This window comes from Amycolatopsis sp. SID8362, assembly GCF_010550475.1.
GTDB classification, from domain to species: Bacteria; Actinomycetota; Actinomycetes; order Mycobacteriales; family Pseudonocardiaceae; genus Amycolatopsis; species Amycolatopsis eburnea.
On sequence record NZ_JAAGNB010000733.1, the window covers coordinates 1 to 25,839 of the forward strand.

31 protein-coding genes are annotated in these 25,839 nt (G+C 71.6%); 16 read left to right on the top strand and 15 right to left on the bottom strand.

Annotated features, from left to right (window positions below; all coding sequences use genetic code 11):
* The 3 genes from G3I65_RS22145 to G3I65_RS22155 form a co-directional block, all read left to right on the top strand.
* A partial coding sequence (locus G3I65_RS22145; RefSeq protein WP_240924597.1) for an amidase family protein occupies nucleotides 1-364 on the top strand: 364 nt, incomplete at its 5' end.
* Nucleotides 331-906, top strand: a complete 576-nt coding sequence (locus G3I65_RS22150) for a TetR/AcrR family transcriptional regulator (RefSeq protein ID WP_125305790.1) — start codon at nucleotides 331-333, stop codon at nucleotides 904-906. The genes G3I65_RS22145 and G3I65_RS22150, both read left to right, overlap by 34 nt.
* Nucleotides 906-1,799 carry an oxygenase MpaB family protein gene (locus tag G3I65_RS22155; RefSeq protein WP_160697801.1) on the top strand — a complete coding sequence of 298 codons (894 nt, stop codon included), beginning with the start codon at nucleotides 906-908 and terminating at the stop codon, nucleotides 1,797-1,799. The genes G3I65_RS22150 and G3I65_RS22155 overlap by 1 nt, the downstream gene beginning before the upstream one ends.
* Before the next feature lie 93 nt (nucleotides 1,800-1,892).
* Here G3I65_RS22155 and G3I65_RS22160 read toward each other — a convergent pair whose 3' ends face one another.
* On the bottom strand, nucleotides 1,893-2,447 hold the full coding sequence (locus G3I65_RS22160; RefSeq protein ID WP_166640422.1) for an ABATE domain-containing protein: 555 nt from the start codon (nucleotides 2,445-2,447) through the stop codon (nucleotides 1,893-1,895).
* Nucleotides 2,448-2,501: 54 nt separating this feature from the next.
* Here G3I65_RS22160 and G3I65_RS22165 point away from each other — a divergent pair, with 54 nt between their 5' ends.
* From G3I65_RS22165 to G3I65_RS22185, 5 genes are all read left to right on the top strand, one after another.
* Nucleotides 2,502-3,347 (top strand): alpha/beta fold hydrolase, encoded by an 846-nt coding sequence (locus G3I65_RS22165; RefSeq protein WP_160697802.1) that lies wholly within the window; start codon nucleotides 2,502-2,504, stop codon nucleotides 3,345-3,347.
* A 96-nt stretch (nucleotides 3,348-3,443) separates the two neighbouring features.
* The gene (locus G3I65_RS22170) at nucleotides 3,444-4,841 is read left to right on the top strand and encodes a hypothetical protein (RefSeq protein WP_203612463.1); all 1,398 of its coding nucleotides are present in this window, start codon (nucleotides 3,444-3,446) and stop codon (nucleotides 4,839-4,841) included.
* Nucleotides 4,838-5,230: a FixH family protein gene (locus G3I65_RS22175; protein ID WP_160697803.1), complete on the top strand. Its 393-nt coding sequence runs from the start codon at nucleotides 4,838-4,840 to the stop codon at nucleotides 5,228-5,230. The genes G3I65_RS22170 and G3I65_RS22175 overlap by 4 nt, the downstream gene beginning before the upstream one ends.
* Before the next feature lie 16 nt (nucleotides 5,231-5,246).
* On the top strand, nucleotides 5,247-6,389 hold the full coding sequence (locus tag G3I65_RS22180; RefSeq protein WP_160697804.1) for a hypothetical protein: 1,143 nt from the start codon (nucleotides 5,247-5,249) through the stop codon (nucleotides 6,387-6,389).
* Nucleotides 6,382-6,927 carry a hypothetical protein gene (locus G3I65_RS22185; protein WP_160697805.1) on the top strand — a complete coding sequence of 182 codons (546 nt, stop codon included), beginning with the start codon at nucleotides 6,382-6,384 and terminating at the stop codon, nucleotides 6,925-6,927. The genes G3I65_RS22180 and G3I65_RS22185 overlap by 8 nt, the downstream gene beginning before the upstream one ends.
* A gap of 135 nt (nucleotides 6,928-7,062) precedes the next feature.
* Here the strand turns inward: G3I65_RS22185 and G3I65_RS22190 are convergent, their stop codons facing one another.
* Nucleotides 7,063-7,317, bottom strand: a complete 255-nt coding sequence (locus tag G3I65_RS22190; RefSeq protein ID WP_086860869.1) for a DUF397 domain-containing protein — start codon at nucleotides 7,315-7,317, stop codon at nucleotides 7,063-7,065.
* Between the two features lie 287 nt (nucleotides 7,318-7,604).
* On the opposite strand from G3I65_RS22190, the gene G3I65_RS22195 reads away from it, so the two are divergent.
* Together G3I65_RS22195 and G3I65_RS22200 are read left to right on the top strand one after the other, a co-directional pair.
* Complete coding sequence (locus G3I65_RS22195) at nucleotides 7,605-7,874, top strand: hypothetical protein (RefSeq protein WP_160697806.1); 270 nt, start codon at nucleotides 7,605-7,607, stop codon at nucleotides 7,872-7,874.
* Between the two features lie 3 nt (nucleotides 7,875-7,877).
* Complete coding sequence (locus G3I65_RS22200; RefSeq protein WP_086860871.1) at nucleotides 7,878-8,132, top strand: hypothetical protein; 255 nt, start codon at nucleotides 7,878-7,880, stop codon at nucleotides 8,130-8,132.
* A gap of 64 nt (nucleotides 8,133-8,196) precedes the next feature.
* Here the strand turns inward: G3I65_RS22200 and G3I65_RS22205 are convergent, their stop codons facing one another.
* The 4 genes from G3I65_RS22205 to G3I65_RS22220 form a co-directional block, all read right to left on the bottom strand.
* Nucleotides 8,197-8,805, bottom strand: a complete 609-nt coding sequence (locus G3I65_RS22205) for a class I SAM-dependent methyltransferase (RefSeq protein ID WP_160697807.1) — start codon at nucleotides 8,803-8,805, stop codon at nucleotides 8,197-8,199.
* The gene (locus G3I65_RS22210; protein ID WP_160697808.1) at nucleotides 8,802-9,650 is read right to left on the bottom strand and encodes an SAM-dependent methyltransferase; all 849 of its coding nucleotides are present in this window, start codon (nucleotides 9,648-9,650) and stop codon (nucleotides 8,802-8,804) included. The genes G3I65_RS22205 and G3I65_RS22210 overlap by 4 nt, the downstream gene beginning before the upstream one ends.
* Nucleotides 9,647-10,477, bottom strand: coding sequence for an SAM-dependent methyltransferase (locus tag G3I65_RS22215; RefSeq protein WP_160697828.1), 831 nt, complete (start codon nucleotides 10,475-10,477; stop codon nucleotides 9,647-9,649). Before G3I65_RS22215 ends, G3I65_RS22210 begins: the two co-directional genes overlap by 4 nt.
* A gap of 88 nt (nucleotides 10,478-10,565) precedes the next feature.
* Nucleotides 10,566-11,429, bottom strand: coding sequence for a helix-turn-helix transcriptional regulator (locus G3I65_RS22220; protein WP_160697809.1), 864 nt, complete (start codon nucleotides 11,427-11,429; stop codon nucleotides 10,566-10,568).
* Nucleotides 11,430-11,665: 236 nt separating this feature from the next.
* Between G3I65_RS22220 and G3I65_RS22225 the strand changes: the two genes are divergently transcribed.
* On the top strand, nucleotides 11,666-12,586 hold the full coding sequence (locus tag G3I65_RS22225; protein ID WP_160697810.1) for an MBL fold metallo-hydrolase: 921 nt from the start codon (nucleotides 11,666-11,668) through the stop codon (nucleotides 12,584-12,586).
* A gap of 84 nt (nucleotides 12,587-12,670) precedes the next feature.
* Entirely contained in the window at nucleotides 12,671-14,110 is a 1,440-nt protein-coding gene (gene gndA / locus G3I65_RS22230) for an NADP-dependent phosphogluconate dehydrogenase (protein ID WP_160697811.1), read from the top strand.
* A gap of 70 nt (nucleotides 14,111-14,180) precedes the next feature.
* On the opposite strand, the gene G3I65_RS22235 is transcribed toward gndA, so the two are convergent.
* Genes G3I65_RS22235 through G3I65_RS22255 form a run of 5 tightly spaced genes read right to left on the bottom strand, consistent with a single transcriptional unit; the run spans nucleotide 14,181 to nucleotide 18,457 of the window.
* Nucleotides 14,181-14,918, bottom strand: coding sequence for an ATP-dependent Clp protease ATP-binding subunit (locus G3I65_RS22235; protein WP_160697812.1), 738 nt, complete (start codon nucleotides 14,916-14,918; stop codon nucleotides 14,181-14,183).
* 32 nt (nucleotides 14,919-14,950) lie between these two features.
* Entirely contained in the window at nucleotides 14,951-16,180 is a 1,230-nt protein-coding gene (locus G3I65_RS22240; RefSeq protein ID WP_160697813.1) for an NAD(P)/FAD-dependent oxidoreductase, read from the bottom strand.
* 24 nt (nucleotides 16,181-16,204) lie between these two features.
* On the bottom strand, nucleotides 16,205-16,996 hold the full coding sequence (locus G3I65_RS22245) for an IclR family transcriptional regulator (RefSeq protein WP_160697814.1): 792 nt from the start codon (nucleotides 16,994-16,996) through the stop codon (nucleotides 16,205-16,207).
* Nucleotides 16,997-17,000: 4 nt separating this feature from the next.
* A complete protein-coding gene (locus G3I65_RS22250; protein ID WP_086860917.1) occupies nucleotides 17,001-17,321 on the bottom strand; it encodes an NIPSNAP family protein in 321 nt (106 codons plus the stop codon).
* Entirely contained in the window at nucleotides 17,318-18,457 is a 1,140-nt protein-coding gene (locus G3I65_RS22255) for a 5-methyltetrahydropteroyltriglutamate--homocysteine S-methyltransferase (protein ID WP_163046734.1), read from the bottom strand. Before G3I65_RS22255 ends, G3I65_RS22250 begins: the two co-directional genes overlap by 4 nt.
* 120 nt (nucleotides 18,458-18,577) lie before the next feature.
* Here G3I65_RS22255 and G3I65_RS22260 point away from each other — a divergent pair, with 120 nt between their 5' ends.
* The gene (locus tag G3I65_RS22260) at nucleotides 18,578-19,900 is read left to right on the top strand and encodes a nucleobase:cation symporter-2 family protein (protein ID WP_160697815.1); all 1,323 of its coding nucleotides are present in this window, start codon (nucleotides 18,578-18,580) and stop codon (nucleotides 19,898-19,900) included.
* On the opposite strand, the gene G3I65_RS22265 is transcribed toward G3I65_RS22260, so the two are convergent.
* A complete protein-coding gene (locus G3I65_RS22265) occupies nucleotides 19,851-20,372 on the bottom strand; it encodes a TetR/AcrR family transcriptional regulator (RefSeq protein WP_309235619.1) in 522 nt (173 codons plus the stop codon). The two genes, G3I65_RS22260 and G3I65_RS22265, sit on opposite strands and share 50 nt — an antisense overlap.
* A 54-nt stretch (nucleotides 20,373-20,426) precedes the next feature.
* Between G3I65_RS22265 and G3I65_RS22270 the strand changes: the two genes are divergently transcribed.
* Nucleotides 20,427-20,861: a pyridoxamine 5'-phosphate oxidase family protein gene (locus G3I65_RS22270; RefSeq protein ID WP_160697830.1), complete on the top strand. Its 435-nt coding sequence runs from the start codon at nucleotides 20,427-20,429 to the stop codon at nucleotides 20,859-20,861.
* Here the strand turns inward: G3I65_RS22270 and G3I65_RS22275 are convergent, their stop codons facing one another.
* Nucleotides 20,862-21,377 (bottom strand): hypothetical protein, encoded by a 516-nt coding sequence (locus G3I65_RS22275; RefSeq protein WP_160697817.1) that lies wholly within the window; start codon nucleotides 21,375-21,377, stop codon nucleotides 20,862-20,864.
* A gap of 170 nt (nucleotides 21,378-21,547) precedes the next feature.
* Here G3I65_RS22275 and G3I65_RS22280 point away from each other — a divergent pair, with 170 nt between their 5' ends.
* Together G3I65_RS22280 and G3I65_RS22285 are read left to right on the top strand one after the other, a co-directional pair.
* Nucleotides 21,548-22,276, top strand: a complete 729-nt coding sequence (locus G3I65_RS22280; RefSeq protein WP_239071370.1) for a rhomboid-like protein — start codon at nucleotides 21,548-21,550, stop codon at nucleotides 22,274-22,276.
* A gap of 44 nt (nucleotides 22,277-22,320) precedes the next feature.
* Nucleotides 22,321-24,642: an EAL domain-containing protein gene (locus G3I65_RS22285; RefSeq protein WP_160697818.1), complete on the top strand. Its 2,322-nt coding sequence runs from the start codon at nucleotides 22,321-22,323 to the stop codon at nucleotides 24,640-24,642.
* On the opposite strand, the gene G3I65_RS22290 is transcribed toward G3I65_RS22285, so the two are convergent.
* Both G3I65_RS22290 and G3I65_RS22295 read right to left on the bottom strand, forming a co-directional pair.
* Complete coding sequence (locus G3I65_RS22290; protein WP_160697819.1) at nucleotides 24,636-25,421, bottom strand: arylamine N-acetyltransferase; 786 nt, start codon at nucleotides 25,419-25,421, stop codon at nucleotides 24,636-24,638. The genes G3I65_RS22285 and G3I65_RS22290 overlap by 7 nt on opposite strands.
* A gap of 33 nt (nucleotides 25,422-25,454) precedes the next feature.
* Nucleotides 25,455-25,805, bottom strand: coding sequence for a YciI family protein (locus G3I65_RS22295; RefSeq protein ID WP_160697820.1), 351 nt, complete (start codon nucleotides 25,803-25,805; stop codon nucleotides 25,455-25,457).
* Nucleotides 25,806-25,839: the final 34 nt, after the last annotated feature.

Sequence of the window (25,839 nt, forward strand, 5' to 3'; positions counted from 1 at the left end):
CGCGCTGCGGCTCGCCCGCGCGCTCGAGCCAGGGCTGCACCGCCGGATCGGCTCGGTGTTCGGCCGCGTCGACGTGCTGCTGACACCGACCACCGCGACCCCGCCGCCGCCGATCGGGACGTTCGACGGGCTGTCCGGCTGGGAGACCGACCAGGCCATGATCGCCGCGTGCCCGTACGCTTGGCCGTGGAACGTGCTGGGCTGGCCGGGGGTCAACGTGCCGGCCGGGCAGACGGCCGACGGGCTGCCGCTGGGCGCGCAGCTGCTCGGCCCGTCGCACGCCGAGGAGCGGCTGATCTCCCTCGCCGCGCAACTGGAAGAGGTCGAACGGTGGCCGGAGCGGCATCCCGAGACAAGCTGGTAAGCACCCGGGAAGCCATCCTGCGCGGCGCGCTGACGGTCGTCGGCGAGCACGGGGTCGGCGGGCTGACGAACCGCCGGATCGTGGCCGCCGCCGGCGTCTCGCTGGGCACGCTCACCTACCACTTCCCGAGCCAGACGGCGTTGCTGCGCGAGGCGATGCTGCTGTTCGTCGAAGAGGAGACGGCGAAGCTCGGCGCGATCGTCGACGGCTACCGCGCGGCCGGCCTGAGCGTCGAGCAGGCGGCGTCGGTGGTCGAGCACGTGATCGCGCAGCTGCCGTTCGGCGCCGACGAGCTGGGCGCGCACGAGCTGTACCTCCAGTCCGCCCGCGACCCCGGGCTGCACGAAGCCTCTTCGCGCTGCTTCGCGGCGTACGACGAACTGGCCGTGACGATCCTGGAGGCGCTGGGCGTGCCGGATCCGCGGCGGCTGGCCGGGCCGGTGGTGGCGCTGATCGCCGGGCTCCAGCTGCGCCGCCTGGCGACGGGCGAGACGGACACTCCGGTGGCCGAACCCCTGATGATGCTGCTCCGCGGTGCTTGATGGCCCCGCCGATCGTCCGCGGCACAGCGGCGTGGAAGTACTTCGGCGACTTCCGCGACGCGCTCCTGGCCGGCCAGGTGCTGGTGCTGCAGGTGGCGCACCCGGTCGTCGCGGCGGGGGTGCGCGACCACTCGGACTACACGGCCGACCCGTGGACGCGGCTGATGCGGACGGGTGCGTCGCTGTCGATCTACGTGTACGGCGGGGTTTCCGGCGCGCGGGTGGAGGCCGCGCGGCTGCGTTCCCTGCACCGGGCTTTCGTGGGGTCCCTTTCGGACGGACGCCGGTACAGCGCGCTGGATCCGCTCGCGTACGCCTGGGTGCACGCGACGCTGGTGATGGCTCCCGTTGACGCGCAACGGTTCTTCGGCCGTCCACTGTCCACTTCGGATCTTGACGAGTACTACGCGCAGATGCGCGGCATCGGCCGGATCCTGGGCGTGCGGGAGCGCGACCTGCCGCCGGACTGGGCGGCTTTCTCGCGCTACTACGACGAGATGGTGGCGGGGTTCGCGGGGAACCCGACGATCGACCAGCTCTTCGAGACGATCGAGACGGTGCGCAAGCCGGTCGCCTGGCTGCCGGACCGCTGGTGGCTCCCGCTGCGGCGGGCGCAGGCGCGCGGGCAGCTGTTCCTGATCCGGGCCACGCTGCCGCCCGGCCTCCGCGATCGCCTGGGTCTGCCGTGGAGTGCCCGCGACCAGCGCCGCTTCGACCGCTTCGCACGGGTGGTGCGCACGGTCTCGACCCCGCTCCCGCCCGCCCTGCGGACGGCGCACATGCGCTGGATCGGCCGCCTCAACGTCTGGTTCCGCGCGCACCCGAAGGCCTACGCGCGCTTGGTGGGCGGCAACGGCCCCGGCGCCACCCCGCCCCGCAACGCACGGACGTAGTGAATGACTCATTCATGTCGCCGGACGACATGAATGAGTCATTCACGTCGTCTCGGGACAGGACCGCGGCACTTTCGTGGGGAAAGATGCGCCTCAGTCCTCCCGGCCGCTGACCCGCGCGTAGTGGGCGCGGGCCTTGGCGCGGTTCCCGCAGCGGGACATCGAGCACCACTGCCGGTTCCGCCGCGGCGAGGCGTCGCAGAACCGCAGGCCGCAGTCGTCCGCCGCGCACTCCCGCACCGACGCGTCGCCGGCCGCCAGGTCGATCGCGTCCGCTGCCAGTGCCGCGAACGCTGCGGCCACCGGGTCCTTCGGGGCCGGGACGTCGCGCCGCAGGACCCCGTCCGCCAAGACCAGGCGCGGCGGTGGCGAGGGTGCCGACGCCGCCGCGTTGTTCACCAGCTCGATGTCCATCTCCGCCGGTACGCCGGCCGGGAGCAGCACCCGGTCGACCGCCTCCCGCAACGCCTTCGCGGCCAGCACGTTCCCGGCCGTCACCGGGACCGGCCCGGCCGTGAAACCCGCGAGGGACAGCCATTCCGCCAGCGCGTCGGGCCCGGTCAGCAGCTCCACCCCCGTCGAGTGCCTGCTGCGCAGCGTGTTGACGAGGTCGAGGCACGGCCGTCCGCCGTCGAAGACCCATTCCATGCCGCCGATTCTAACCCTTGAAGACAGTTAGAAGCCGCGCTACCGTCTAACCCCATGAACCGGTTAGAAACCGTCAACGGGCTGAAGATGCACTACCTCCGCGCCGGCGACGGCCCGCCGCTGTTCCTCCTCCACGGCTGGCCGCAGACGTCGTACTGCTGGCGGAAAGTCATCGAGCCACTCGCCGAAACGCACACCGTCATCGCGCCCGACCTCCGCGGCTACGGCCGCACCGACAAGCCGCGGACCGGCTTCGACAAGCGCACGATGGCCGCCGACGTCGCCGCGCTCGCGACGCGCCTCGGCTTCGAGCGGGTCGCCGTCGCCGGGCACGACCGCGGCGGCCGCGTCGCCCACCGCTGGGCGCTGGACCGCCCGGACCAGGTCGATCGGATCGCCGTCCTGGACATCGCCCCGACCCGCGCGATGTGGCAGCGCCTCGACACCGGCGTCGCCAAGGCCTACTGGCACTGGCTCTTCCACCTCCAGCCCGATCTGCCCGAGCTGCTCGCCGGCCAGGACATCGCCGGGTACCTCGGCTACTTCTTCGAACGCTGGACCCACCAGCGCCACGCGCTCGACGCGGACGCGCAGGCCGAGTACGTCCGCGCCTTCTCCCAGCCCGGCGCGCTCCGGGCCGGCTTCGACGACTACCGCGCCTCCTTCCCCGACGACGCCGAGCTCGACGACGCCGACTTCGCCGCCGGGAAGCGCGTCACCCAGCCGCTCCTCGCCCTGTGGGGCGCGAACGGCCTGCTCGGCACCCTGCCCACCCTCGAAATCTGGCGGGAGTACGCCCCGGGCGCGACCGGCGCCGCGCTCGCCGACTGCGGCCACTTCCTCCCCGAGGAGCAGCCCGCCGAAGTGGTCGCCCACCTGCGGGAATTCCTCCGCCCCTGAGACCACCGGGGGTGCCGGTCCCCCGCACTGGGGACCGGGATTCCCTCGCCGCCGTGACGCCCGCCACCGGCCGCGCTGGCTAGGTTCGAAACCACGATGGGGAGCAAATCGAAAGCGGCACTGCTGATGCTGCTGGCCGTGCTGGGGATCGCGGCCGGCGGCGGGACCGCGCACGCCGACGGCGCGCCGAGCGGCACCGACGTCCAGGTCGCGCAGACGCTCGGCGCGCGCGAACTCACCGTGATCATCCGCCGGGTCGACACGACGCCGTCGCCGCTGCGGGTCGACGTCGTGACGCACCAGGGCACCGCGCCCGGCACGCTGCACCTCGGCGTCGCGGCCGACGGGATCACCAGCGCGCGCACGGACGTCGTCCTCGGACCCGAACCCGGGGTGTACGCGGGAAACCTCCAGGTCGACAAGCCGGGGCCGTGGGAGCTGTCGCTGAGCGACGGCAGCGGCCCGGCCGCCACCATCCCGTTCCTCGTGCCGGCCCGCGTGGTGCCGCCGTGGGAGAAGGCGACCTACGGCGGGTTCGTCGCCGCGGGAGCGTTCCTGCTGCTCGCCCTGGTCGTCGGCGTCCGCGCGAAACGCACGGCCTACGCGCTCGTCCCGGCGGGCGGCGTGGTCGCCGCGCTCGCCGTGGCCGTCACCGGCGCACTGCTGTCGGCGGGCACTCCCCCGCCGCCCGCGCCCGGCAGCGTGCTGGACCCGACGTTCGACAACGTCACCGACCCGTACGCCAACGCGCTGTCGTCCACAGTGGACTACTCGCGGCCGCCGGTGAACCTCGCCGTGGAAGCCCTGCGCGAAGATCTGAAGCTGCGGCTCACCGATGGCGCCACCGGTCGTCCGGTGGACGACTTGCTGGTGCACGACAACGCGCTCGTGCACCTGGTGCTCGTCTCGCCGTCCGGGCGCATGAGCCACCTGCACCCGGTGCGCGTCGGCCCCGGCGACTACCGGGTCCGCGTCGCCGATCCGGAAGCGGGCACGTACGCCGTCGGGGCGGAACTCGCCCGGCGCGGCGGCGGCGTCCAGCTCGTCCGGTCCACTGTGGACATGAAGGGCACGGCCGCCCCCGCGCCCGAACCGCCGGGGCCCGGTCCGCGCACGGTCGACGGCACCCCGGTCGAGCTCACCGTCACCCCGGGTACGCCGACGACGATCACCGCGCGCTTCCCGGCCCGGGACCTCCAGCCGTGGCTGGGCATGCTCGGTCACCTGATCATCACCGGGCCGTTCACCGGACCCGCCGGCGAAGGCGCCGCGAAGGCACCGACGTGGGCACACGTCCACGCGATGATCCCGCCGGTCGCCGGCCGGCTCGACCGCCCGGACGAGACCGTCGCCGCGTACGGGCCGGACGTCAGCTTCACCTACACCTTCGCCGAGCCCGGCCGGTACCGGATCTGGCTGCAGGCCGAGCGCGGCTACCGCGTGCTGACCGTCCCCGCAGTGGTGGACGTCCCGACGACAGGAGCAGGCCGGTGAAACGCCCGACAACGCTGATCGCCGCGGTCGCCCTCGTCGCAGCGGCCCTGCTCACGTGGCTGCTCTGGCCGAGCGGCGGCGCGAAACCCACTACGCAGCAAGCGGTTTCGGGCCCCTACACCGTCCAGTTCTCCGCGGACCGGCCGCGCATCGGCGGCAACACGTTCGCGGTGGCGGTGACCGGGCCGGCGCCCGACGCCGTCACGATCGCGCCGGTGATGGCGCAGATGGGGCACGCGCTCGCGCCGGTGCCCGCCGGGCCGGACGGGCCCGGCCGCTTCCGCGCCGCGGACGTCGGGCTGCCGATGGCCGGGCAGTGGGAGATCACCGTCTCGCTGCGGGGCCCGGGCGGGGCCGCGCAAGTCGTCTTTCCGTTGCTGGTCAACTAAAGGAGGGTCGGGGGAAATGGATCTCACCGCATCCGGCGCCCGCGTGGCGTCGGTCGCGAAACCGGCGCGAACGGGGCTGCTGCCGGCCAACGTCGTGCTCGGCGGGTCACTGCTGTCGCTGGTCGGGCTGACCTGGGACATCCAGTGGCACAGCGACGTCGGGCCGGACACGTTCTTCACGCTGCCGCACCTGTTCCTGTACGCGGGCAGCGCGGTCGTCGGCTTGGCGAGCCTCGCCGTCGTGCTGCTGACGACCGCGGCGCGCCGCGCGGGCCGTCCGGTCGACCCGCGGATCGGCGGGCGCGTGGTCAACGTGTTCGGCCGGACGTTCGCCGCGCCGCTCGGCTACCTCGTCTCGGGGGTCGGCGCGGCCACGTTCCTGCTGTACGGCCTGTGGGACCAGTGGTGGCACGGGCTCTACGGCTTCGACGCGGTCATCGACTCGCCGCCGCACATCGGGCTGCTGCTGTCGATCTCGGTGTCGCTGATCGGCACGACGGCGGTGTTCGCCGCGGCGCGGGAGCACCGCTGGGGCCGGCTCGGCACGCTGGGGTCGCTGACCGTGCTGCTGACGTTCGCGCCGGTGCTGGCGCTCGGGTTGCAGCAGGTGCCGGACGACTTCGCCGACGCCGTGTCGATCGGCCAGTCGATGATGGCGGTGCTGCTGGTCGCGGTCGGCGCGGGGTTCTTCCGCCGTCCCGGCGGCGCGGTCGGAACGGCGGCGATGGTCGCGGCCGTGCAGGCGGTCTTCTGGTGGTTCTCGCCGTGGGCGGCGCGGGCGTACGCCGAGATGGTCGGGCTGCCGATGCGCGACGCGATCTCCGGGGTGCCGGAGATGCCGTCGCTGACGCCGATGGCCCTGCTGCCGGTGGCCGCGCTGATGGAGCTGGGCTACCTGGCCGGCCGGCGCCGGGGGTGGCGGGCCGGCCGCGTTTCGGTGGTCGTCGGCGGGATCGCCGGGCTGCTGCTCGGGCTGAGCCTGCCGCTGCAGCGGGTCCTGCTCTACACCGGCGCGCACCTGCCGCCGGCCTGGTACCTGGCGACGACGGCCGTCCTGGCCGGCCTGTTCGGGCTGCTCGGCGGGTTCGCCGGGTGGCGGTTCGGCGGGATGCTGTGCCTGCTGGCGCCCGCGAAGAAGGGGGAAACCGCTGATGCGTAAGGCACTCCTGGCCCTGGCCGCCGTCACCGGGCTGCTGTTCGCGACCGCGGCACCGGCGAACGCCTACGAGCCGGTCGACATCGTGCACACCGAACGGGTGCAGGCCGGGCCGTACGGGCTGACCGTCGGGTTCAGCACCTGGCCGCTGAAGGCCATGCAGTCGCTGGACTTCACCTTCATCCCCGACGGCGGGATCGACGGGAAGTCCGGCACGCTCACGATGATCAACCCGGAGGGCGGGCAGAACCGGAAGCAGCCGCTGGTCCGGCACCCGCGCAAGCTCGAGGTCTGGGGGCTGGACGTCCGGTCGATGCCGCGCCCGGGCGCGTGGACGTTCCGCTTCACCGTCAACGGTCCCGCCGGGTCCGGCACCGGCGAGCTGCGCGCGCTGCCGGTGCTGGAACAGCCGGGGCCGCCGATGGGGCTGAGCTGGGCGATCAGCACGCTGCCGCTGATCGGGCTGGTGGTGCTGATCGTCGTGGCCTGGCGGCGGACCCGGAGCCGGTTGCGGGGCGGGGAGCTTCCGGCAACCGGGTGAGATTTCGCCCACATTCCGCGGTCACGCGTATCCGGACCGCCGCGAAGGCCTCCTTCACCGCAGAGGACGGGGAAGGGGGCCTTCGCCATTCGAGCACTCAGGCGGGTGATCATGATCACCCGGACAGGGGAGGGGTCAGGCCGGCAGGTCGAACTGCCCGGCCTTGACGGCGACCAGGAACGCTTCCCACTCGGCGGTGTCGAACACGAAAACGGGGCTGGTCGGGAGCTTGGTGTCCCGGACGCCGATCAGGCCCTCGCGGCCCAGGTTGACCTCGACGCAGCTGCCGCCGTTGGGCTCGCTCGCGAAGGACTTCTCCCACGCGGCCTCTTCGAACAGGGACACGGCCGTGTTCGGATCGTAATCCGCGAACGACGGATAATCCGCCATGGGTCGTACCTCCGTGGATCGATGGGGGGCGCGGCCGCGACCTGGGCGAAAGCGCCCGTTCCCGGCTACTCAGTGTCTCAATGGCCTAAGCCACAGGGCCAAGCGGGTGATCAACTAGCTTCGGCCTCGACATGAAGATTATTCCAGGAGTAGGATTAATCGCATCGGCCGGGGCGTCGGCGTCGGTGAATGACTGCCTGCGCGCGGCGGGCGGTCCCGGAGCGACGCCGAAGCGGCCGAAACCGAAGAATCAAGCCACCGCAGGAACCTCATGGGGGAGGATCAGCGTGATCGTCGAGGACAGCGCGCCACCGGGCGTGACCGTCGTGGGCAGGCTCGCCAAGGGCACCGCCGGCGAAGCCCGCCGGGTGGTGCACGTCTTCGGCCTGGACGCCGCCGCGACCGACACCGAGCTGATCCGAACCCGATGCGGGGAAGCGCTTCCCCGTCAAGACGTCGAATGGCTGGTCCCCGGGGCCGGCATGCCGTGTGAACCCTGTCTCGGACTGACCGGCGGCGAACCCGCCCGGGCACCGCGACGAGAGCTGGGGGTGTAGACGATGGCCGTCCGAATGAACTCGCTCTTCCGCCGCGAAGACGAAGAGCACCGTGGCCGCCGCGGGATCGGCGACGAGCTGCGCAACCGCTTCGGCTTCAGCCTGATCCAGGCACCGCTGCGCAAGACCACGACGTGGGCGACCGACCAGGACCTCCCGCTGCGGCGCTACTCCGACGGCGTCCGCACCACGCGGCCGATGGAGACGTCGATCGACCTGACGCCGCTGCTGCGCGGGCGCATCGGCTCCCGCGCCTGACTGCCGCACCACCACGAAAAGAGCCCCGGTTCCCTGGTGGGACCGGGGCTCTCGCGCGTGCGGGCTACGGTTTCCGCAGCAGCAGGCGGCCTTGGCGGAAGGGGCGCTCGTCCCCGGTGTGCTCGCGGTGCAGCCGCCCGACCTCGACGAGACCCGCCGCGGCACCCAGCGCGGCCAGTTCGTCCAGCGGCCAGCGGTACGCCGTGGTGACCTTGTGGTCGAACGTCGTCACCTCGCCGCCGCCGGCCTCGAAGCAGCCGAGGAGCAGGACCCCGCCCGGCGCCAAGGTCCTGGCGAACTCGGCGAAGTAGCCCGGCAGCTCCGCCGGCGGCGTGTGGATGACCGAGTACCACGACAGGATCCCGGCGAGCGAGCCGTCGGCGATGTCCAGCGCCGCCATCGAACCCACGGTGAAGCGCAGGTCCGGGTGCGCGGCGCGCGCCAGTTCGACCATCGCCGGGGACAGGTCGACCCCGGACGCGTCGAGCCCCAGCGAACGCAGGTGCGCGGTGAGGTGGCCCGGCCCGCAGCCCAGGTCGGCGACCGGGCCGCGGCCGCGCGCGTAGTCGGCGAACGCCGTCCACGCCGCCCGGTCCAGCGGGTCGCCGTCCCAGATCGGGCCGACGAACTCCGCGTACTGGGCGGCGACGGCGTCGTAGGGCGTGACCGTCACGGCTTGCGCCCGAGACCGCAGAGGTGGCCGACGAACGACGGGTCGTTCGCGAGCTTCCTGGTGGCCTTGGACTCCATCTCCTCCGGGTGCCACTCCGGCAGGTAGACGATGCCCGGCTCGACCAGTTCGAGGCCGTCGAAGAACGACGTGAACTCCGCGCGGCTGCGCAGGTGCAGCGGCGTGCTCGACCGGTTGTACTGCTTCATGATCGACTCGCGGCTGTCGGAGTCGGCCATCTCCCCGAGCCCCTCGCTCGTCAGGTGCGAGGACAGGAAGTACGAGCCGGACGGCAGCAGCGACAGGTACTTCCGGATGGTCTGGGCCACCGGCTCGTCCTCGCCGAGGAAGTACAGGACGCCGACGATGATCAGGCCGATCGGGCGGTTCGGGTCGAGGACGCCGGTGTCGAGCGCGCGCTTCCAGATGTCGGCCGGGTCGCGCAGGTCGCCCTGCAGCACCGCGTGCCGGTCGGCCACGCCTTCCTTCTCCAGCAGGACCTGCGAGTGCGCCACCGCGACCGGCTCGTTGTCGACGTACACGCAGCGCGCGTCCGGGTTGACCGCCGCCGCGACCTCGTGCACGTTGCCGACCGTCGGGACGCCGGAGCCGAGGTCGAGGAACTGGTCGATGCCGTTGCGCGCCAGGTACCGGACGCCGCGGCCGAGGAAGTCGCGGCCGGCGCGGGCGACGGTCTTGATCATCGGGAACGTCTTGACGGCCTGCTCGCCGAACTGCCGGTCGATGGCCCAGTTGGCGGTGCCGCCGAGGAACCAGTCGTAGATGCGGGCCGCGTTCGGCCGCTCGAGGTCGACGCCCTCGGGGGCCTCGGGATCCTGCGTCGTCATGCGAACCGTCCTTCACGCTTGCGGCCGACACCGCCGACCACGCTCGCGAGGGGGACCGTGGCGGCGCCGGGCTCGGGGCGCCACTCTCCCACAGGCACGATCCCGGGCTCGACGACGTCGAAGTTACCGAAGAACGCGGCGATCTCGTCGAGCGACCGGGAAACCGCCGGCGAACTCGACCGCTCGGACAGCTTCACGAGCCGCCGGATCTGCGCCAGCTCCTCCCCTACGACCCCGGACTCGGTCGCGTGCGACAGCACGTACGCCGACCCGGGCGCCAGCAGCGTCCGGTAGTCGCGGATGGCTTCGCGGACGCCGGTGACGTCCGGCAGGAAGTGCAGCACGGCCACGCTCAGCAGGCACATCGGCCGGTCCGGGTCGAGCACGCCGGTCGCCAGCGCGGCTTCCCACACCTCTTCGGCGTCGCGCAGGTCGGCGTGCAGCACGGCGTGGCGGTCGGGGTCGCCGGTCTCCTCCAGCAGGATCCGCCCGTGCGCCACGGCGACGGGCTCGTTGTCGACGTAGACGCACCGGCTGTCGTCGGCGTGGTCGTCGGCCACCTCGTGCACGTTGCCCGCCGTCGGGATGCCGGAGCCGAGGTCGAGGAACTGCGTGATGCCTTCGGCGAGGCAGTAGCGGACGGCGCGGCCGAGGAAGTCGCGGTTGCTGCGCGCGAGGGTCTTGGCGAGCGGGAACGCCTGCACCGCCTGCTCGCCGTACTGCCGGTCGATCGCCCAGTTCGCGGTGCCGCCGAGCGCCCAGTCGTAGATCCTCGCCACGTTCGGCCGGTCGAGGTCGACGGCGTCGGGGAGGAAGTCGGGGTCCACGATGTTCACTTCCAGTGGATTCCAGCGCAACAGACCGACTCTACCGAAAGTTGTTCACGGGACGGGATAGCTGAGGCGTCCGTTCGCCCTATTGGATCTGCTGCATCTGGCCGCGGTAACCCTCCGCGAGCTCCTTCAGGAACTGGCGGGTCTCCTGGCGCTCCAGCGCGGCGCCGCGCAGCCGGTCCCACGAGTCGACGAAGATGTTGAAGTCCTTGACGTCGTCGAGGTACAGACCACCGGCGGAGTGCTCGATGTAGACGAAGTCCCGGGTGCGGTCCGGGAAGCGCATGATCGTGAAGTCGTTGGGCACCGCCGCCAGCCGCGCGCCGAAGGGCAGCACGTGGACGTACACCCGCGGGTGCTTCTCCAGCGAGAGCAGGTGCTCGACCTGGTCCAGCATCACGGCGGGCGCGAACCCGCCGGGCGCCCGGCGCAGCGCGCCTTCGCTGATGATGAACCGGTAGTACGGCGGCTGCTGCTGCTCGAACACGGCCTTGCGGTCGAGGCGGTTGCGCACCAGCGACGTCACGTCGGTGGCGCCGGCCTCGGTGAACTGCTTGAGCATGTAGTGCTCGGACTGCAGCGGACCGGGGATGCGCTCGCCGTGCCAGGTGAGGATCTCCGCGGCCGCGGGTTCCAGGTCGGTGAAGGTGCGGAACCAGTGCGGCACCACCGAGCGGTAGCCGGACCAGTGGCCCCGCTGCCCGGCGGCGGCCCGCGCCAGGTTCATCAGCGTGTCGGCTTCTTCGCCGTTGATCCCGAACGCGTTCAGCATGGATCGCACATCCCCGAGCTTCACCCCGACGGCACCGGACTCGATCTTGTTGACCTTGCCCTGGGTGCAGCCGAGGACCTCGGCGACCTGCTGCTGCGTCATCCGCGCCGCGGTGCGGGCATGCCGGAGCTCGTTCCCGAGCTGCTTCCGGCGCGAGGTGACGGTGCTGGCCATCGCCCTGCTCTCCCGGACCACTACCAAGCGACGGCGGCCTCCCGGTCGCCGTCGCGCGCGAACTATCGAACCCACCCAGGTTAGTGCTTCACCTTGCGGATCTCGATGATGACATCGCGCAGCGTTCCAGGAAACGTCGCGGAATGCCAGTCACTCGGGGGTTCACTCGCCTGGACCAGCGGATTCGTGACCTTTGCGCCAACCGGCGGGCAGCGGACTGCGGCATAGTGGGCGCCGTGACCGATCGTTCACCCTCCGCCGCCACCGTCACCCGCCTGGCTGACAACGTCCACGGCTACGTCCAGCCGGACGGCTCCTGGTACATCAACAACTGCGGGTTCGTCGACGCCGGCGACCACACCGTCCTCGTCGACACCTGCTCGACCGAGCGCCGCACGCGCGCGCTGCTCGACGCCGTCGAAGCCACCACCGGCAGCCCGGTGACGACGCTCGTCAACACCCACCACCACGGCGACCACACCAACGGCAACTACCTGGTCGGGGGCGCGACGGTCATCGGCCACCGCAAGACCCGCGAGCTGCTGGTCGCCGAGGGCATCCAGAAGTTCGACGGCATCTTCGTCGGCAACGACTGGGGCGAGCTGCGCTCGCGGCCGCCGGAGGTCGTGTTCGACGACCGGCTGACCGTGCACGCCGGCGACACCACCCTCGAGCTGATCCACCCGGGCCACGCGGCCCACACCACCAACGACGTCCTGGTCTGGCTGCCGGAGCGGCGCGTGCTCTACGCCGGTGACCTGGTGTTCAACGGCGGCAGCCCGTTCGCGCTGATGGGCTCGGTGGCCGGCTGGCGCAAGGCGCTGGACGTGATCCGGGAGCTCTCGCCGGAGGTGATCCTGCCGGGGCACGGGCCCGCGTGCGGGCTCGACGTCGTCGACACGGTGGACGCCTACCTGAAGTTCGTCCAGGAGACGGCCGAGCGCGGGAAGGCCGCCGGGCTGTCCCCGCTCGAAGTGGCGAAGGACACCGACCTCGGCGACTTCGCGGTGCTGAGCGAGCAGGAGCGGCTGCCCGGCAACCTGCACCGTGCGTACGCGGAGCTGGACGGCGCCGAATGGGGCGCCGACATCGATCTCGCGGCGGCGATCACCGACATGCTCGCGATCAACCGGGGCCCGATCCGCTGCTTCTCCTGAACTGCGTGAGCCGCGGCTCCGTACCTCCCATGAGGCGTCGATCGGACTAGGGTCTGAATCGAGAGAGTCGTTGGAAGGATGCGGATGAGCAAGAAGGCGAGCATCGGGGTCACCGGCCTGGCGGTCATGGGCCGCAACCTGGCCCGCAACCTGGCCCGGCACGGGCACACGGTGGCCCTGCACAACCGGTCCGAGGAGCGGACCCGCGCACTGGTGGAGCAGTTCGGCGACGAAGGCGACTTCATCCCGGCGTATTCCGCCCAGCAGTTCGTCGACGCGCTGGAGCGGCCCCGCCAGGTCGTGATCATGGTCAAGGCGGGCGGCCCGACCGACGCCGTGATCGAGGAGTTCGCGCCGCTGCTCGAAGAGGGCGACGTGATCATCGACGCCGGCAACGCGCACTTCGCCGACACGCGCCGCCGCGAGAAGGCGCTGCGCGAGCGTGGGCTGCACTTCGTCGGCAGCGGCGTCTCCGGCGGCGAGGAGGGCGCGCTGCACGGGCCGAGCATCATGCCCGGCGGCTCGAAGGAGTCGTACGAGTCGCTCGGCCCGCTGTTCGAGGACATCTCGGCCAAGGTCGACGGCGAGCCGTGCTGCACGCACATCGGCGCGGACGGCGCCGGCCACTTCGTGAAGATGGTGCACAACGGCATCGAGTACGCCGACATGCAGCTGATCGCGGAGTCGTTCGACCTGCTGCGCCACGCGGGCGGCTACTCCCCCGCCGAGATCGCCGACGTCTTCCGCACGTGGAACACCGGGCGGCTCGACTCGTACCTGATCGAGATCACCGCCGAGGTGCTGGCGCACGTCGACGCGGCTTCGGGCAAGCCGTTCGTGGACGTCGTCGAGGACGCCGCCGAGCAGAAGGGCACCGGCCGCTGGACGGTGCAGATCGGCCTCGACCTCGGGGTCCCGATCTCGGGCATCGCGGAAGCCGTCTTCGCGCGTTCGCTGTCCGGCTCGAAGCCGCTGCGCGCGGCGGCTCGCGGCCTCGGCGGCCCGTCGGCGGCGCCGCTGTCCGGCTCGGCTCTGGACAGCTTCGCCGACGACGTCGAGCAGGCGCTGTACGCGTCGAAGGTCGTCGCGTACGCGCAGGGCTTCAACCAGATCCAGGCCGGCGCGACCGAGTACGGCTGGGACATCGACCTCGGCAAGGTCGCCTCGATCTGGCGCGGCGGCTGCATCATCCGCGCGAAGTTCCTCAACGACATCACCTCGGCCTACGCCGACGAGCCGGAGCTGCCGACGCTGCTGACGTCGGGCGGCTTCCGCAAGGCGGTCGAGGACGCGCAGGACTCGTGGCGTTCGGTGATCTCGACGGCGGTCAAGCTCGGCATCCCGACGCCGGGCTTCTCGACGGCGCTGGCGTACTACGACGGCCTCCGCGCCGACCGCCTCCCGGCCGCGTTGGTCCAGGGCCAGCGCGACTTCTTCGGCGCCCACACGTACCGCCGCGTGGACCGCGAAGGCTCGTTCCACACGGCCTGGGCCGCCGACGGCCGCCCGGAGTCCGGCGCCTGACAAAGTCCGTGAAGGCCTCCTTACCGGCTTTTTTGCCCGGCAAGGAGGCCTTCACGGCTTTCCGGGAGTCTCACTGGCCGCGGGCGGCGAGGATCTCCGCCAGCACCTCCTGGATCTTGGCCTCGGCCTTGTCCTTCTTGACGCCGAGGCCGTCGAGCACCTCGAACCCGGCGCCCTCACGCTGTTCCAGCAGTGCCAGCAGCATGTGCTCGGTGCCGATGTAGTTGTGGCCCAGCCGCAGGCCTTCGCGCATGGTGAGTTCGAGGGTCTTCTTGGCGGCGGGCGTGAACGGCATCGGGTCGGGCGTGGGAACGACCGCCGCGGGCAGCCGCGCTTCGGCGGCTTCGCGGACGGCGTCGAGTTGCACGCCCTGTGCGAGGATCGCGCCGGCCGCGAGCGCCGCGGGTTCGGTGAGCAGGCCCAGCACGACGTGCACGGTGTCGATGGCCGGGCTGCCGTGCTCGACCGCCGCTTTCTGGGCCTCGACCAGGACGTGCCGCGCCCGGTCGGTGTAGCGGCCGTAGACGCGTTCGATCGCGCCGGAGGCGTCGCCGCCGGGGTCCACCTTGGGCACGAACCGCTTCTGGGCGGCCTGCTTGGTGACGCCCATGCTCTTGCCGATCTCGGTCCACGACGCCCCGGAGCGCCGGGCCTGGTCGACGAAGTGGCCGATCAGGTGGTCGGCGACTTCACCGAGGTGTTCGCCCACATAGACGGCGTCGGACAGCTGGGCGAGGGCGTCCTTGTCGTTGTTGCTCTTGATCGCGCTGATGAGGTCGTCGAGTTTGACGTTCGCGGGAAGGTCCATGCCGTCAACTGTAGGTTGACGATCTTCTGTCGTCAACTGCGAGTTGACGCCGCCTTCAGATGCTCCTTGAGGTTGAACTCGCTCACCTCGAGGTCCGCGTACCGCGGGTGCGGATCCGCGGTGAAGAGCCGCCGCGCGGCGATGTGGTCGGCGGGCCGGTTCACCGACTCGACGGCGATCAGGACGTCGTCGCGGAAGGACAGCACCGAGAACTTGCCCGCGTCGCGGTCGCCGGCGACCACCGTGCGGTCGGCGCCGGCGAGGATGCCCGCGATCTGCAGCTTCGCGCCCGACTGGTCGGTCCAGAACCACGGCAGGCTCGCGTACGGCTCGGGGGTGCCGGTGATCGCCGCGGCCACGCTGCGGGCCTGGTCGACGGCGTTCTGCACGGACTCCAGCCGGGTCGCCGCGCCCGCCTGCACGCACGGGAAGTTCGCGCAGTCGCCGATGGCGAAGATCTTCTCGTCCGACGTCCGCAGGTGGGCGTCGACGACCACGCCGTTGTCCACCGGCAGTCCGGCTTCGGCGGCGAGCGTGGTCTCCGGCACGACGCCGACGGCGACGACGACCAGGTCGGCGGGCAGCCGGGTGCCGTCGGACAGCTCGACCTCGCGCACCCGCTCGTCCCCGTGCAGGGCCGTGACGCCCTGGCCGAGCAGCACCGTGTGCCCGGCTTCGCGGTGCAGCGCGGCGAAGTACGCGGAGATCTCCGGCGTCGCGACGCGGTTGAGCAGCCGGTCCTGCGCCTCGACGACCGTCACCGGGCGGCCGGCGTGCGAGGCGAACTCCAGCCCGATGAACCCGCCGCCGACCACGACGACGTTTTCGGCGTGCGCCAGGGATTCGCGCAGCCGGTCGGCGTCGTCGCGGGTGCGCAGGGTCAGCACGCCCGGCAGGTCCGCGCCGGGCACGGGCAGCGTGCGGTTGCGCGCGCCGGTGGCCAGCACGAGGTGGTCGTAGGCCAGCTCACGGCCGTCTTCGAGCCGTACCAGCGAGGCCTCGCGGTCGATCGCGGCGACCCGCCCGGCGACCAGTTCGATGTCCTTCTCCGCGAAGAAGTCCTCGCCGCGCAGGTGCAGCTGTTCGAGCCCGGCGGTCCCGGCCAGGTAGGCCTTCGACAGCGGCGGCCGCTGGTACGGCACGCCCGGCTCGTCCCCGACGAGCACGACCCGGCCGTCGAAGCCCTTGTCCCGCAGCGACGCGACGGCCTGGAACCCGCTTTGCCCCGCCCCGACGACGAGAACCGTGTTCTGTGCACCCATGACCGCCATCCGATCACAAGAGGCTCAAGCCGTCGAGGAGCCGCCGCTCGACCGCAGCGCGCGCGGGGCCCCGAGCACCCGGGAGATGCCCCGCGCCGCGGCCCGCACGGCCGGGACCAGCGTCCGCGGATCGGTCCCCTCGGCCGGGACGACGATGGAGATCGCCGCCGCCACTTCGTCGGTGGCGTCGTGGACCGGGGCCGCCACGGACAACGCGATCAGCTCGATCTGGCCGTCGCTGATCGCGTAGCCGTCGCGCCGGACGTCGGCGAGCACGCGCCGCAGCTGCGCGGCCGAGCCGATCGTCTTGGGCGTGAACGTCTTCAGCGGCCCGGCCAGGACCTCCTCCTGCACCTCCGCGGGAGCGTGCGCGAGCAGCACCTGCCCGACCCCGGTGGCGTGCGCGGGCAGGCGGCCGCCCACCCTCGTCAGGACGTTGACCGCGCCGCGGCCGGAGATCCGCTCGACGTAGACAACCTCGGCGCCGTCGAGCACGGCGAGCTGCACGTTCTGGTGGGTGGCCTCGTAAAGGTCCTCCAGGAACGGCATCGCGCTCTCCCGCAGCTCGGCACCGTGCGGCGCCAGCGACGCGACCTCCCACAACCACAGCCCGACGCGGTACACGCCCGCTTCGTCGCGGACGAGCGCCCCGCGCCGGGTCAGCTCGCCCGCCAGCCGGTGCGTGGTCGACAGCGGCAGCCCGGCGCGGCGGCTGAGCTCGGACAGCGTGAGCCGCGGCCGCTCGGCGGTGAAGGCACCGAGGAGGTCGAGGACGCGGTCCACGACCGACGGCGGCCGCTGCGCGCTGTGCCGCACCGGATCAGTCTTCGTCGTCGCCCGGCAGCAGCGGGCGCATGAACGTCCGCCGGTACCGGAGCACGCAGCCGCTTTCCTCGCGGATCTTGTCGGCCTCGATGAAGTCCGGGTCGGCGCCGAACAGCGTCCGGTAGCGCTCGTACGCGGCGAGGCTCTCGAAGCTGAACAGCGCCCGGGCTTCGTCGCTCGCCCCTTCCGACGGCAGGAAGTAGCCGTGGTGGACGCCGCCTTCGCGCTGCACCAGCCGCATCCACGCGGCGGCGAAGCGTTCGAAGTCGGCGAGCTTGGCGGGATCGATGACGTAGTCGACGACGCACGTGATCATCGGCCGCCCCAGACGCGGTCGGCCGTGGCCACGATCAGCTCCAGCTTCCGCAGCTGGTCGTCCGGGGTCAGGTCGTTGCCCTCCTCGGTCGAGGAGAACCCGCACTGCGGCGACAGGCAGAGCTGGTCGATGTCGACGTACTGCGACGCCTCCTCGATCCGCCGCACGAGGACGTCGGCGTCTTCCAGCTCCGGCCGCTTGGTCGTGACCAGGCCGAGGACGACCTTCTTGTCCTTCGGGACGAACCGCAGCGGTTCGAAGCCGCCCGAGCGTTCGTCGTCGAACTCCAGGAAGAACCCGTCGACGGCCAGGTCGCCGAAGAGCGCTTCCGCGACGAACTCGTAGCTGCCGGACGCGACCCACGAGGACCGGAAGTTGCCGCGGCACAGGTGGGTCGTGACCGTGAGGTCTTCGGGCCGGTCGGCCAGCGCCGCGTTCATCGTCGCGATGTTGCGCAGGTGCTGGGTGTCCGGGTCGCCGCCCATCCGCGCGACGAGCTCCCGCTGCGCCGGGTCGTTGAGGTAGGCGAGGCTGGTGTCGTCGAGCTGGAGGTACCGGCAGCCGAGCCCGTGCACCGCGGAAACCTGCGCGGCGTAGGCGGAGCTGAGGTCGGCGAAGAACTCTTCGAGGTCCGGGTAAACGCTCTCACTGACCGCGGCGCGGCCACCGCGGTAGTAGACCATGCTGGGCGACGGGATGGTCAGCTTCGGCGTCACCCCGGCGTCCACATGGGACTTGAGGAACTCGAAGTGCGCGGCGAAGATCGGCTCGTCGAGCCGCACCTTCCCGTCGACCTGCAGGCCCGGCGGGCTGAACTCGAGATCCCCGGCCAGGTTGTGGAACTTGACGTGCAGCCGCTCGTCGCTCTTCGAGACGCCGCCGAGCGCGTAGATGAAGTCCATGTGCCACGAGGCACGCCGGAATTCGCCGTCGGTGGCCGAGCTCAGCCCGGCCGCCTTCTGCATCTTGATCACGTCGCGGATCGCGTCGTCCTCGACCGCGCGGAGCTGCTCCGCGCCGATCTCACCGGTTTCCTGGCGCCGCCGCGCGTCACGCAGGACCGGGGGCCGCAGGAGGCTCCCGACGTGATCGGCGCGAAACGGCGGGCCCACCTGGGGAATGCCGCCCGAAGTCATGCACCGATGGTCACACATTCCGGGCCGTCGCGCCGCCCTCGGAAACAAGATCATGACTCGCGGGACTTGCTACCGTCACGCCCGGCGCGTTGGCTGTCTCCCCGGTGAAAGGGGCTGTGCATGACGAAACACCCGGTAGACGAGGTCCTGCCCGCCGGACGGCTGGCGCTGCTCGGCCTCCAGCACATGTCGATCATGTACGCCGGCGCGGTCGCCGTGCCGCTGATCGTCGGCAGCGCGCTCAAGCTGGATCCGGCGACGATCGGGCTGATGGTCAACGCCGACCTGCTCGTGGCGGGCATCGCGACGCTGATCCAGGCGGTCGGCATCGGGAAGCTGCTGGGCATCCGGCTGCCGGTGGTGGCGGGCGCGACGTTCAGCGTCGTCAACCCGATGATCCTGATCGCCTCGCAGTACGGCCTGCCCGCGGTCTACGGCGCGATGCTGGCGTCCGGCGTCTTCGGGCTGCTCATCGCGAAGCCGTTCGCCAAGCTGATCCGGTTCTTCCCGCCGCTGGTCACCGGGACGCTGCTGCTCGTCATCGGCGTCTCGCTGCTCGGCCCGGGCGCGGGCCTGATCGCGGGCAACGACCCGACCGCGTCCGATTACGCGGCCCTGTCGCACATCCTGCTCGCGTTCGGCGTGCTGGCGCTGCTGATCCTGTTCACGCGGGTGCTGCGCGGGTTCGCCAACCAGATCGGGCCGCTGCTGGCGCTCGCGATCGGGCTGGTGATCGCGATCCCGATGGGGCTGGTGCACTGGGACGGTCTGGGCGCGGCGAGCTGGTTCGGGCTCGCGTCGCCGTTCCACTTCGGGGCGCCGACGTTCCCGGTCGCCGCGGTCCTGTCGATGTGCGTGGTCATGCTGGTGACGTTCACCGAGTCGACCGCGGACATGATCGCCGTCGGCGAGATCACCGGGCGGCCGCCGACCGACTCCGACCTCGCGCGCGGCCTGGCCACCGACGGCTTCTCGGCCGTGCTCGGCGGTGTGCTGAACTCCTTCCCCGACACGGCGTTCGCGCAGAACGTCGGCCTGGTGCGGATGACCGGCGTCCGCAGCCGCTGGGTGGTCGCGGTGACCGGCGGGATCCTGGTGCTGATGGGCCTGGTGCCGAAGATCGGCGCGTTCATCGCGGCGATCCCGCAGCCGGTGGTCGGCGGGGTCGCGGTGGTGATGTTCGCGATGGTCGCCGCGGTGGGCGCGCAGAACCTCCGCAAGGTCGAGTTTTCCGGCAACCACAACACGTTCATCGTCGCGGTCGCCCTCGGCGTCGGCCTGCTGCCGGCGTTCGCGCCGAAGATCTTCCAGCACTTCCCCGCGTGGCTGCAGACGATCTGCGGCAGCTCGATCACGGTGGCGGCGGTGCTGGCGTTCACGCTGAACCTGCTGTTCAACCACCTCGGCCGGCGGACGGAGCCGGATCTGCTGGAAGCGCCGTGAGCAGCCGCTCGACGAGCCGAGCGCCGGTGCCCGGCTCGACCGGGCGCCGGAACAGCACGCGCAGGTAGAGCGGCGCCAGCACGAAGTCGAGGACTTCGTCGACCGACGGCACCTGCTCCCCCCGCGCCACGGCCTTGTCCAGCGCTTGCTGGAGGTCTTCGCCGCGGGCCCGCAGGTATTCGAGCGGTTCCTTCTCCGGACCGAGGGTCGCGACGAGCGCGCGGAGCAGGATCTGGCCGCGGGGGGCGCGCATCGCGTGTTCAACACCTTCGGCCCAGCCGAGCAGGTCGCCGCGCAGCGAACCGGTGTCCGGGATCGGCGACGTCGAGCGCAGGCGCGTCACGGCCGCGTCGAGGAGCAGGTTGTCGCGGCTGCCCCAGCGCCGGTAGACGCTGGTCGGGTTCACCCCGGCCCGTTCGGCGATCTTCGGGACGGCCGCGTCGATCTCCCCGGCCGCGAGCAGTTCGATCACGGCGTCGTGCACCGCGTCGCGGACGCGGGCGCTGCGGCCACCGGGTCGACCGAGATGGCCCGCGAAGAGCGCGAAGCGTTTCTCGCCGAGCCGCGCGTCGGCGTGCTGAGCGTCGCCGGCGAACCCGGCCGCGCCCCGCTGACCACGCCGATCTGGTACCGCTACGAGCCGGGCGGTGACGTCCTCGTGATGACCTCACCCGGCCTGCGCAAGACCCGGCTGATCGAGGCCGCCGGCCGGTTCGCGCTGTGCGTCCAGGAGCAGGACGGCGTCTACAAGTACGTCTCGGTCGAGGGTCCGGTGGTGAAGACGTGGCCGATGACCAAGGCGGAGCGCAACGAGGTCGCCTCGCGCTACCTGCCGCCGGGCGTGAGCGAGGCCTACACCGACGCGACCGACGACACCCACGGGAACAACATCGCGATCGTGATGCGCCCGGAGCGCTGGAACACGTCGGACTTCAGCGACCTCGCGCAGCGGCTGGCGTGATCACCAGCAGATGATCAGGATGCACGTCGGCTTCGGCCGCGGCGGGGTCGACGGGCGGGTCGGCTGCTGACCGCCGCCCGGCACCGTCGGCGTCGTCGTCGTGACCGAGCCCGACGGGTCGCCGCTGGTCGGCGTGGTCGTCGACGTCTCCGGATCGGCGCTGCTCTCGGTCGTCGCCGGCTTGCCGGGCACCTCGGTGACGGTCTCCCGGGGCACGCCGCTGCCCGGGACGACGTCGCCGCCGCCGGTGCCACCCTCCGGCGGGGAGTCCGTGGCCTGGTCGGCGCCGCCGAGGCCGGTGGTGCGCTGCGGGAACGGGATCACCTGGATCTGGTCGACCGCCGACGCGTCCGGCGTGCCCTTGCCGCCGAGCCCGACCAGCACCGCGGCGGCGCCGCAGCCGATGACGACGGCGAGCATCACCGCGAGCACCCGCCACCGCGACTGCCCCGGTCCTGAACGCTCACCCCAGCCCTCGCGCACGAGCAGCTCGGCGACCGATACCTCGTCGTTCACCCCGACAGACCTTCCCGAGAGGCCTTTCGGCCGACATCGTGGCCGTATTTTTACCGCACAAGCCACCCAAACGGGTGAGGAACTGGTAAAAATCTCTGTTTTGTCGCAGGAGTTTGACAGTGAGTGACAAGCACAGCGTTTTCTAAGCTGACACTCGTGATACTCCCAGCATGACCGGCGAAGCTCAGCCCATGCTGCTGAAAGCCGGACAGCCGGTCCCCGCGATCGCTGTCCCGCGCCGCTTCAGCGCCCGGCAGTTGGTCCGGTTCGTCCCGAATCCGAGGACGACGCCCTTCACCTTCGGCTACCTGGCCGTCCTGCTCGGCACGACGCTGGTCCTCAAGTTCGCCGACCCCGCCGTGACCGGGCGGCTGCTCCAGCTGTCCAGCACCGACGCCCACAACCTCTGGCGTCGGCCGCTGACCTCGCTGCTGACCAGCGCGCTCTGGCTCTCCGACGAAGGCTGGCTCGCCTACGTCGTGATCTTCGCGATCGCGGTCGCCCCGCTGGAACGCCGGTTCGGCGCCCGCCGCGCGGCGACCGTCTTCTTCTCCGGGCACGTGCTGGCCACGCTCGTCACCGAGCTGCCGGTGATGGCGCTGATCAGCGCGCGCGTCCTGCCTGCCTCGGCCGGGCACTGGCTCGACATCGGCGTCAGCTACGGCTTCTTCGCCACGGCCGGCGCGCTCGCGTTCCTGCTGCGCGGCCGGGCCCGGCTCTTCGCGCTGGCCGCGGTGGAGGCGTTCATCGCGGTGATCTGGGTCAGCGACGACCCGACGACCCTCGATTCGGTCGTCACGCTGCTCGGCCACGCGTTCGCCGCGCACTTCGGGCTGCTGTTCTGGGGGCCGCGGCTGCGCGCCGCGGCGGGTAGGCAGGCGTCGGCGTCGGTGGTGTAATCGACGGGCCACAGCCGCGATGCACGGGGGACGGACGGACGCTCATGGAGGCTGACTCGCTCACCGAGCTGGTCGAGCTGAGTCCGGACGCGATCTGCGTCCACGAGCACGGTGTCCTCACCTACGCCAACCGGGCCGCGCTGGAAACGTTCGCCGCGCGCGGCACCGCCGAGGTCGTCGGGCGCCGGTTCGCCGATTTCGTCACCGAGGATTCGCAGGCCGAGCTGGCCGGGAAAGTCGAGGGGCTGACCCGGCCCGGGCAGGCGAGCGAGCCCGTCGAAGCGCTCATGTCGCGGCTCGACGGGAGCAAGTTCGCCGTCGAGACGGTCGTGGTGCGCCTGGCGGGCACGGCCGCGTACCAGGTCGTCATGCGGGACATCACGGCGAAGAAGGCGGCCGCGGACGCCCTCCGCTACCAGGCCGCGCTGGTGTCGCACGTGAGCGACGCCCTGATCGCGACCACCGGCGAAGGCGTCGTGACCAGCTGGAACCCGGCCGCCGAAGCGGTGTACGGCTGGACCGCGGCCGAGGCCGTCGGGCGGCGCGCGAGCGAGCTGGTCGGCGCGCCACTGGACCTGGCGGCCATCCGTCGCGGCGGCGGGGTCGCCGAGGCGGTGCACCGGCGGCGGGACGGCGCGCCCCTCGCGGTCCGCGTTTCGGCAGCTGAGATGAACGACGGCTACGTGCTCGTCTGCGCCGACGAAACCGCGCGGCGGCGGGCCGAGCAGAACTACCGCACGGTCGTCGCGTCGCTCGACGAGGGCGTGCTGGTGATGGGCCCGACCGGGCTGATCGAAGCGGCCAACCCGGCGGCGTGCCGGATCCTCGGCGTGCCCGAGCCCGACCTGCTCGGCGTCCCGTGCCACACGCTGGTGCTGTTCACCGAGGCCGGGCACTGGATCCCGCCGGACGAGATGCCGTCGGTGCAGTCCCGGCGCACCGGCGTCACGCACAACGGCCTGGTCGTGCGCCTGCGCCGGCCGGACGGGCGGGACGTCTGGGTGTCGCTGACGTCGCGGCTGCTCGGCCCGGACGACCCGACGGCGCGGGCCGTCGTCACGACGTTCACCGACATCACCGAGACCCGCGCGATCAGCGCGCGGCTGGCCCACGACGCCACCCACGACCCGCTCACCCGGCTGGCCAACCGGACCCTGGTCCTCGACCGGCTCGACGTCCGCCGTCGCGCGGCGCTCACGGTGCTGTTCCTCGACCTCGACAAGTTCAAGGTCATCAACGACTCGCTCGGGCACTCGGTCGGCGACCAGGTGCTGCGGATCGTCGGCGAGCGCCTGCGCCGCAGCTCCGGGCGCGAGGACCTGGTCGGCAGGCTCGGCGGCGACGAGTTCGTCGTCGTCACCGGCGAAGTCACCGAGCCCGCCGAAGTCCGGGCGCTGGCCGAACACCTGCGGGCCGCGCTGGCCGAGCCGATCGGCGTGCTCGGCAGGCAGCTGCACCTCGACGCCAGCATCGGCGTCGTCCTCGTCGGCGGCGCCGACCGGCGCAGCGCGGAGGACCTGCTGCGCGACGCGGACGTCGCGATGTACCAGGCGAAAACGCTCGGGCGGGGACGGCACCACTTCTTCGACGTCGGCCTGCGCGAGCGCATGCAGCGGCGGTTGCGGATGGAGCAGGACCTGCGCGACGCGGTCCACGACGGCCAGCTCTGGCCCGCGTACCAGCCGGTCGTCGACCTGCGGACCGGCGAGATGGTCGCGGTCGAGGCGCTGCTGCGCTGGACGCACCCGAGGCAGGGCGCGATCTCGCCCGCGGAGTTCATCCCGCTGGCCGAGGAGAGCGACCTGATCAACGTGATCGGCAAGGCGATGCTGCGCGCGACGACGCGCGAACTCGCCGCGCGGCGCACCGGCGGTCTGGACCTCACGCTGAAGGTGAACCTGTCGGCCCGGCAGCTCGACGACCCGCACCTGGTGCCCGCGGTCCAGGACGCGCTGGCGAGCACCGGGCTCCCGGCCGCCGCGCTGTGCCTGGAGGTCACCGAAAGCGCGTTGATGCGCGATCAGGAAGCGGCCGCGGAAGTGCTGGCGTCCCTGCGGTCGCTGGGGGTGCTGCTGGCGATCGATGACTTCGGCACCGGCTATTCGTCGCTCGCCCAGCTGCGGCGGCTGACGCTGGACACGCTCAAGATCGACCGCTCGTTCATCACCGGGATCGCCGAATCCCGCGACGCGGCGGCGATCGTCACGAGCATCATCGCGATGGCCCACGCCGTGGACCTGACGGTGATCGCCGAGGGCGTCGAGTCCGCCGAGCAGGTGGACCTGCTCCGGTCGCTGGGGTGCGACCAGGCGCAGGGCTACCACCTCGGCCGCCCGGTCGCGGCCGCCGAACTGTTCGGTCAGTAAACGGTTTTGAGCCGCTCGAGCTCGTCCGCGGTCAGCTCGATGCCGAGATCCTTGAGGGTGGCGTCGAGTTCTTCGGGCGCGATCGTGGTGGTTTCGCTGTGGCCACCGGGCTTTTCGACGGTCAGTTCGCGGCCGAGGAGCCGCCGGCTGACGCCCGGTTCGAGCGTCATGATCACGAGCCGTCCGGTGAACGGCGACTTCGGGTGCGTCGACGTGTAGTGGTGGTAGACCTCGTAGTCGATGGGGTGCATGCCGTTGAGCCGGAACTCGAGGATGTCCTCACCGTCCTTCTGCAACGTCCACCAGCCGTTCTCGTGCCTCAGCCGCTGCGGCCAGCCCGCCTGGTCGACTTCCGCGCCGTCCACGAGCGGCATCGGGTCGAGGATCCCGGCCCCGTACCCGACATCGGCGAAGAAGCTGCGGCCGTCGACCTCGACGACGAGCGTCATGTGCGTGTACGGCCCGGGCCGCCGCGGCTGCACGCGCGCGGAAAGCCGGTGCACGGTGTAGCCGAGCCGCTCGAGGACGGCGGCGAAGAGGCCACTCTGTTCGTAGCAGTAGCCGCCCCGCCGCCGCCCGACGAGCTTGGCGCTCACGACGTCGAGCGAAATCCCTTGGTGCTGCCCGAGAACGACGTCGACGTTCTCGAACGGGATGGCCCCGACGTGCCCCCGCATCAGCTCCCGCAACGCCGCTTCGGACGGCGGGCGGCGCTGCTGCCCGGTGCGCGCCAGGTAGGCGTCGAGATCGACGGCGTCGATGCCCCATTCATCGGTCATGGGTCCAGCCTGCACCCTCGACCTTGATCGAGGTCAACCCTCGTGCACGACCTTCCGCACTTCGACGGCGGTGTACTGGGCGTCGGGGATCTTCGCGGCCAGCTCGACCGCGCGCGCCTCGCTCTCGACGTCGACGACGTAGTAGCCGCAGAGGAAGGCTTCGGACTCGACGTACCCGCCGGTGCTCGTGTGCGCGACGCCGTCCTTGACGGTGACGGTCTTGCTCTCGGCGGCTTCGGCGAGGGCTTTGGTCTCGACCATCTCGCCGGAGCCGGTGATGAGCTTGATGAACTCGCCGTGTCCTTCGTAGACGCCGTTCTTCTGGTCGTCGGTGAGGGTGGCCCAGAGGGCCGGGTTCATGTGGAGGGTCAGGAGGTAGCGCATGTCGTCTCCCCGGTTCGGGCGGCGGCCCCTGGTG

Excerpts from the sequence above, each read along its gene's own strand:
- G3I65_RS22155 (WP_160697801.1), top strand. The coding sequence starts at position 906 with ATGGCCCCGCCGATCGTCCGCGGCACAGCGGCGTGGAAGTACTTCGGC.
- G3I65_RS22160 (WP_166640422.1), bottom strand. The coding sequence starts at position 2,447 with ATGGAATGGGTCTTCGACGGCGGACGGCCGTGCCTCGACCTCGTCAAC.
- G3I65_RS22165 (WP_160697802.1), top strand. The coding sequence starts at position 2,502 with ATGAACCGGTTAGAAACCGTCAACGGGCTGAAGATGCACTACCTCCGC.
- G3I65_RS22170 (WP_203612463.1), top strand. The coding sequence starts at position 3,444 with ATGGGGAGCAAATCGAAAGCGGCACTGCTGATGCTGCTGGCCGTGCTG.
- G3I65_RS22180 (WP_160697804.1), top strand. The coding sequence starts at position 5,247 with ATGGATCTCACCGCATCCGGCGCCCGCGTGGCGTCGGTCGCGAAACCG.
- G3I65_RS22185 (WP_160697805.1), top strand. The coding sequence starts at position 6,382 with ATGCGTAAGGCACTCCTGGCCCTGGCCGCCGTCACCGGGCTGCTGTTC.
- G3I65_RS22190 (WP_086860869.1), bottom strand. The coding sequence starts at position 7,317 with ATGGCGGATTATCCGTCGTTCGCGGATTACGATCCGAACACGGCCGTG.
- G3I65_RS22200 (WP_086860871.1), top strand. The coding sequence starts at position 7,878 with ATGGCCGTCCGAATGAACTCGCTCTTCCGCCGCGAAGACGAAGAGCAC.
- G3I65_RS22210 (WP_160697808.1), bottom strand. The coding sequence starts at position 9,650 with ATGACGACGCAGGATCCCGAGGCCCCCGAGGGCGTCGACCTCGAGCGG.
- G3I65_RS22220 (WP_160697809.1), bottom strand. The coding sequence starts at position 11,429 with ATGGCCAGCACCGTCACCTCGCGCCGGAAGCAGCTCGGGAACGAGCTC.
- gndA (WP_160697811.1), top strand. The coding sequence starts at position 12,671 with ATGAGCAAGAAGGCGAGCATCGGGGTCACCGGCCTGGCGGTCATGGGC.
- G3I65_RS22235 (WP_160697812.1), bottom strand. The coding sequence starts at position 14,918 with ATGGACCTTCCCGCGAACGTCAAACTCGACGACCTCATCAGCGCGATC.
- G3I65_RS22240 (WP_160697813.1), bottom strand. The coding sequence starts at position 16,180 with ATGGGTGCACAGAACACGGTTCTCGTCGTCGGGGCGGGGCAAAGCGGG.
- G3I65_RS22250 (WP_086860917.1), bottom strand. The coding sequence starts at position 17,321 with ATGATCACGTGCGTCGTCGACTACGTCATCGATCCCGCCAAGCTCGCC.
- G3I65_RS22255 (WP_163046734.1), bottom strand. The coding sequence starts at position 18,457 with ATGACTTCGGGCGGCATTCCCCAGGTGGGCCCGCCGTTTCGCGCCGAT.
- G3I65_RS22260 (WP_160697815.1), top strand. The coding sequence starts at position 18,578 with ATGACGAAACACCCGGTAGACGAGGTCCTGCCCGCCGGACGGCTGGCG.
- G3I65_RS22270 (WP_160697830.1), top strand. The coding sequence starts at position 20,427 with ATGGCCCGCGAAGAGCGCGAAGCGTTTCTCGCCGAGCCGCGCGTCGGC.
- G3I65_RS22280 (WP_239071370.1), top strand. The coding sequence starts at position 21,548 with ATGACCGGCGAAGCTCAGCCCATGCTGCTGAAAGCCGGACAGCCGGTC.
- G3I65_RS22285 (WP_160697818.1), top strand. The coding sequence starts at position 22,321 with ATGGAGGCTGACTCGCTCACCGAGCTGGTCGAGCTGAGTCCGGACGCG.
- G3I65_RS22290 (WP_160697819.1), bottom strand. The coding sequence starts at position 25,421 with ATGACCGATGAATGGGGCATCGACGCCGTCGATCTCGACGCCTACCTG.
- G3I65_RS22295 (WP_160697820.1), bottom strand. The coding sequence starts at position 25,805 with ATGCGCTACCTCCTGACCCTCCACATGAACCCGGCCCTCTGGGCCACC.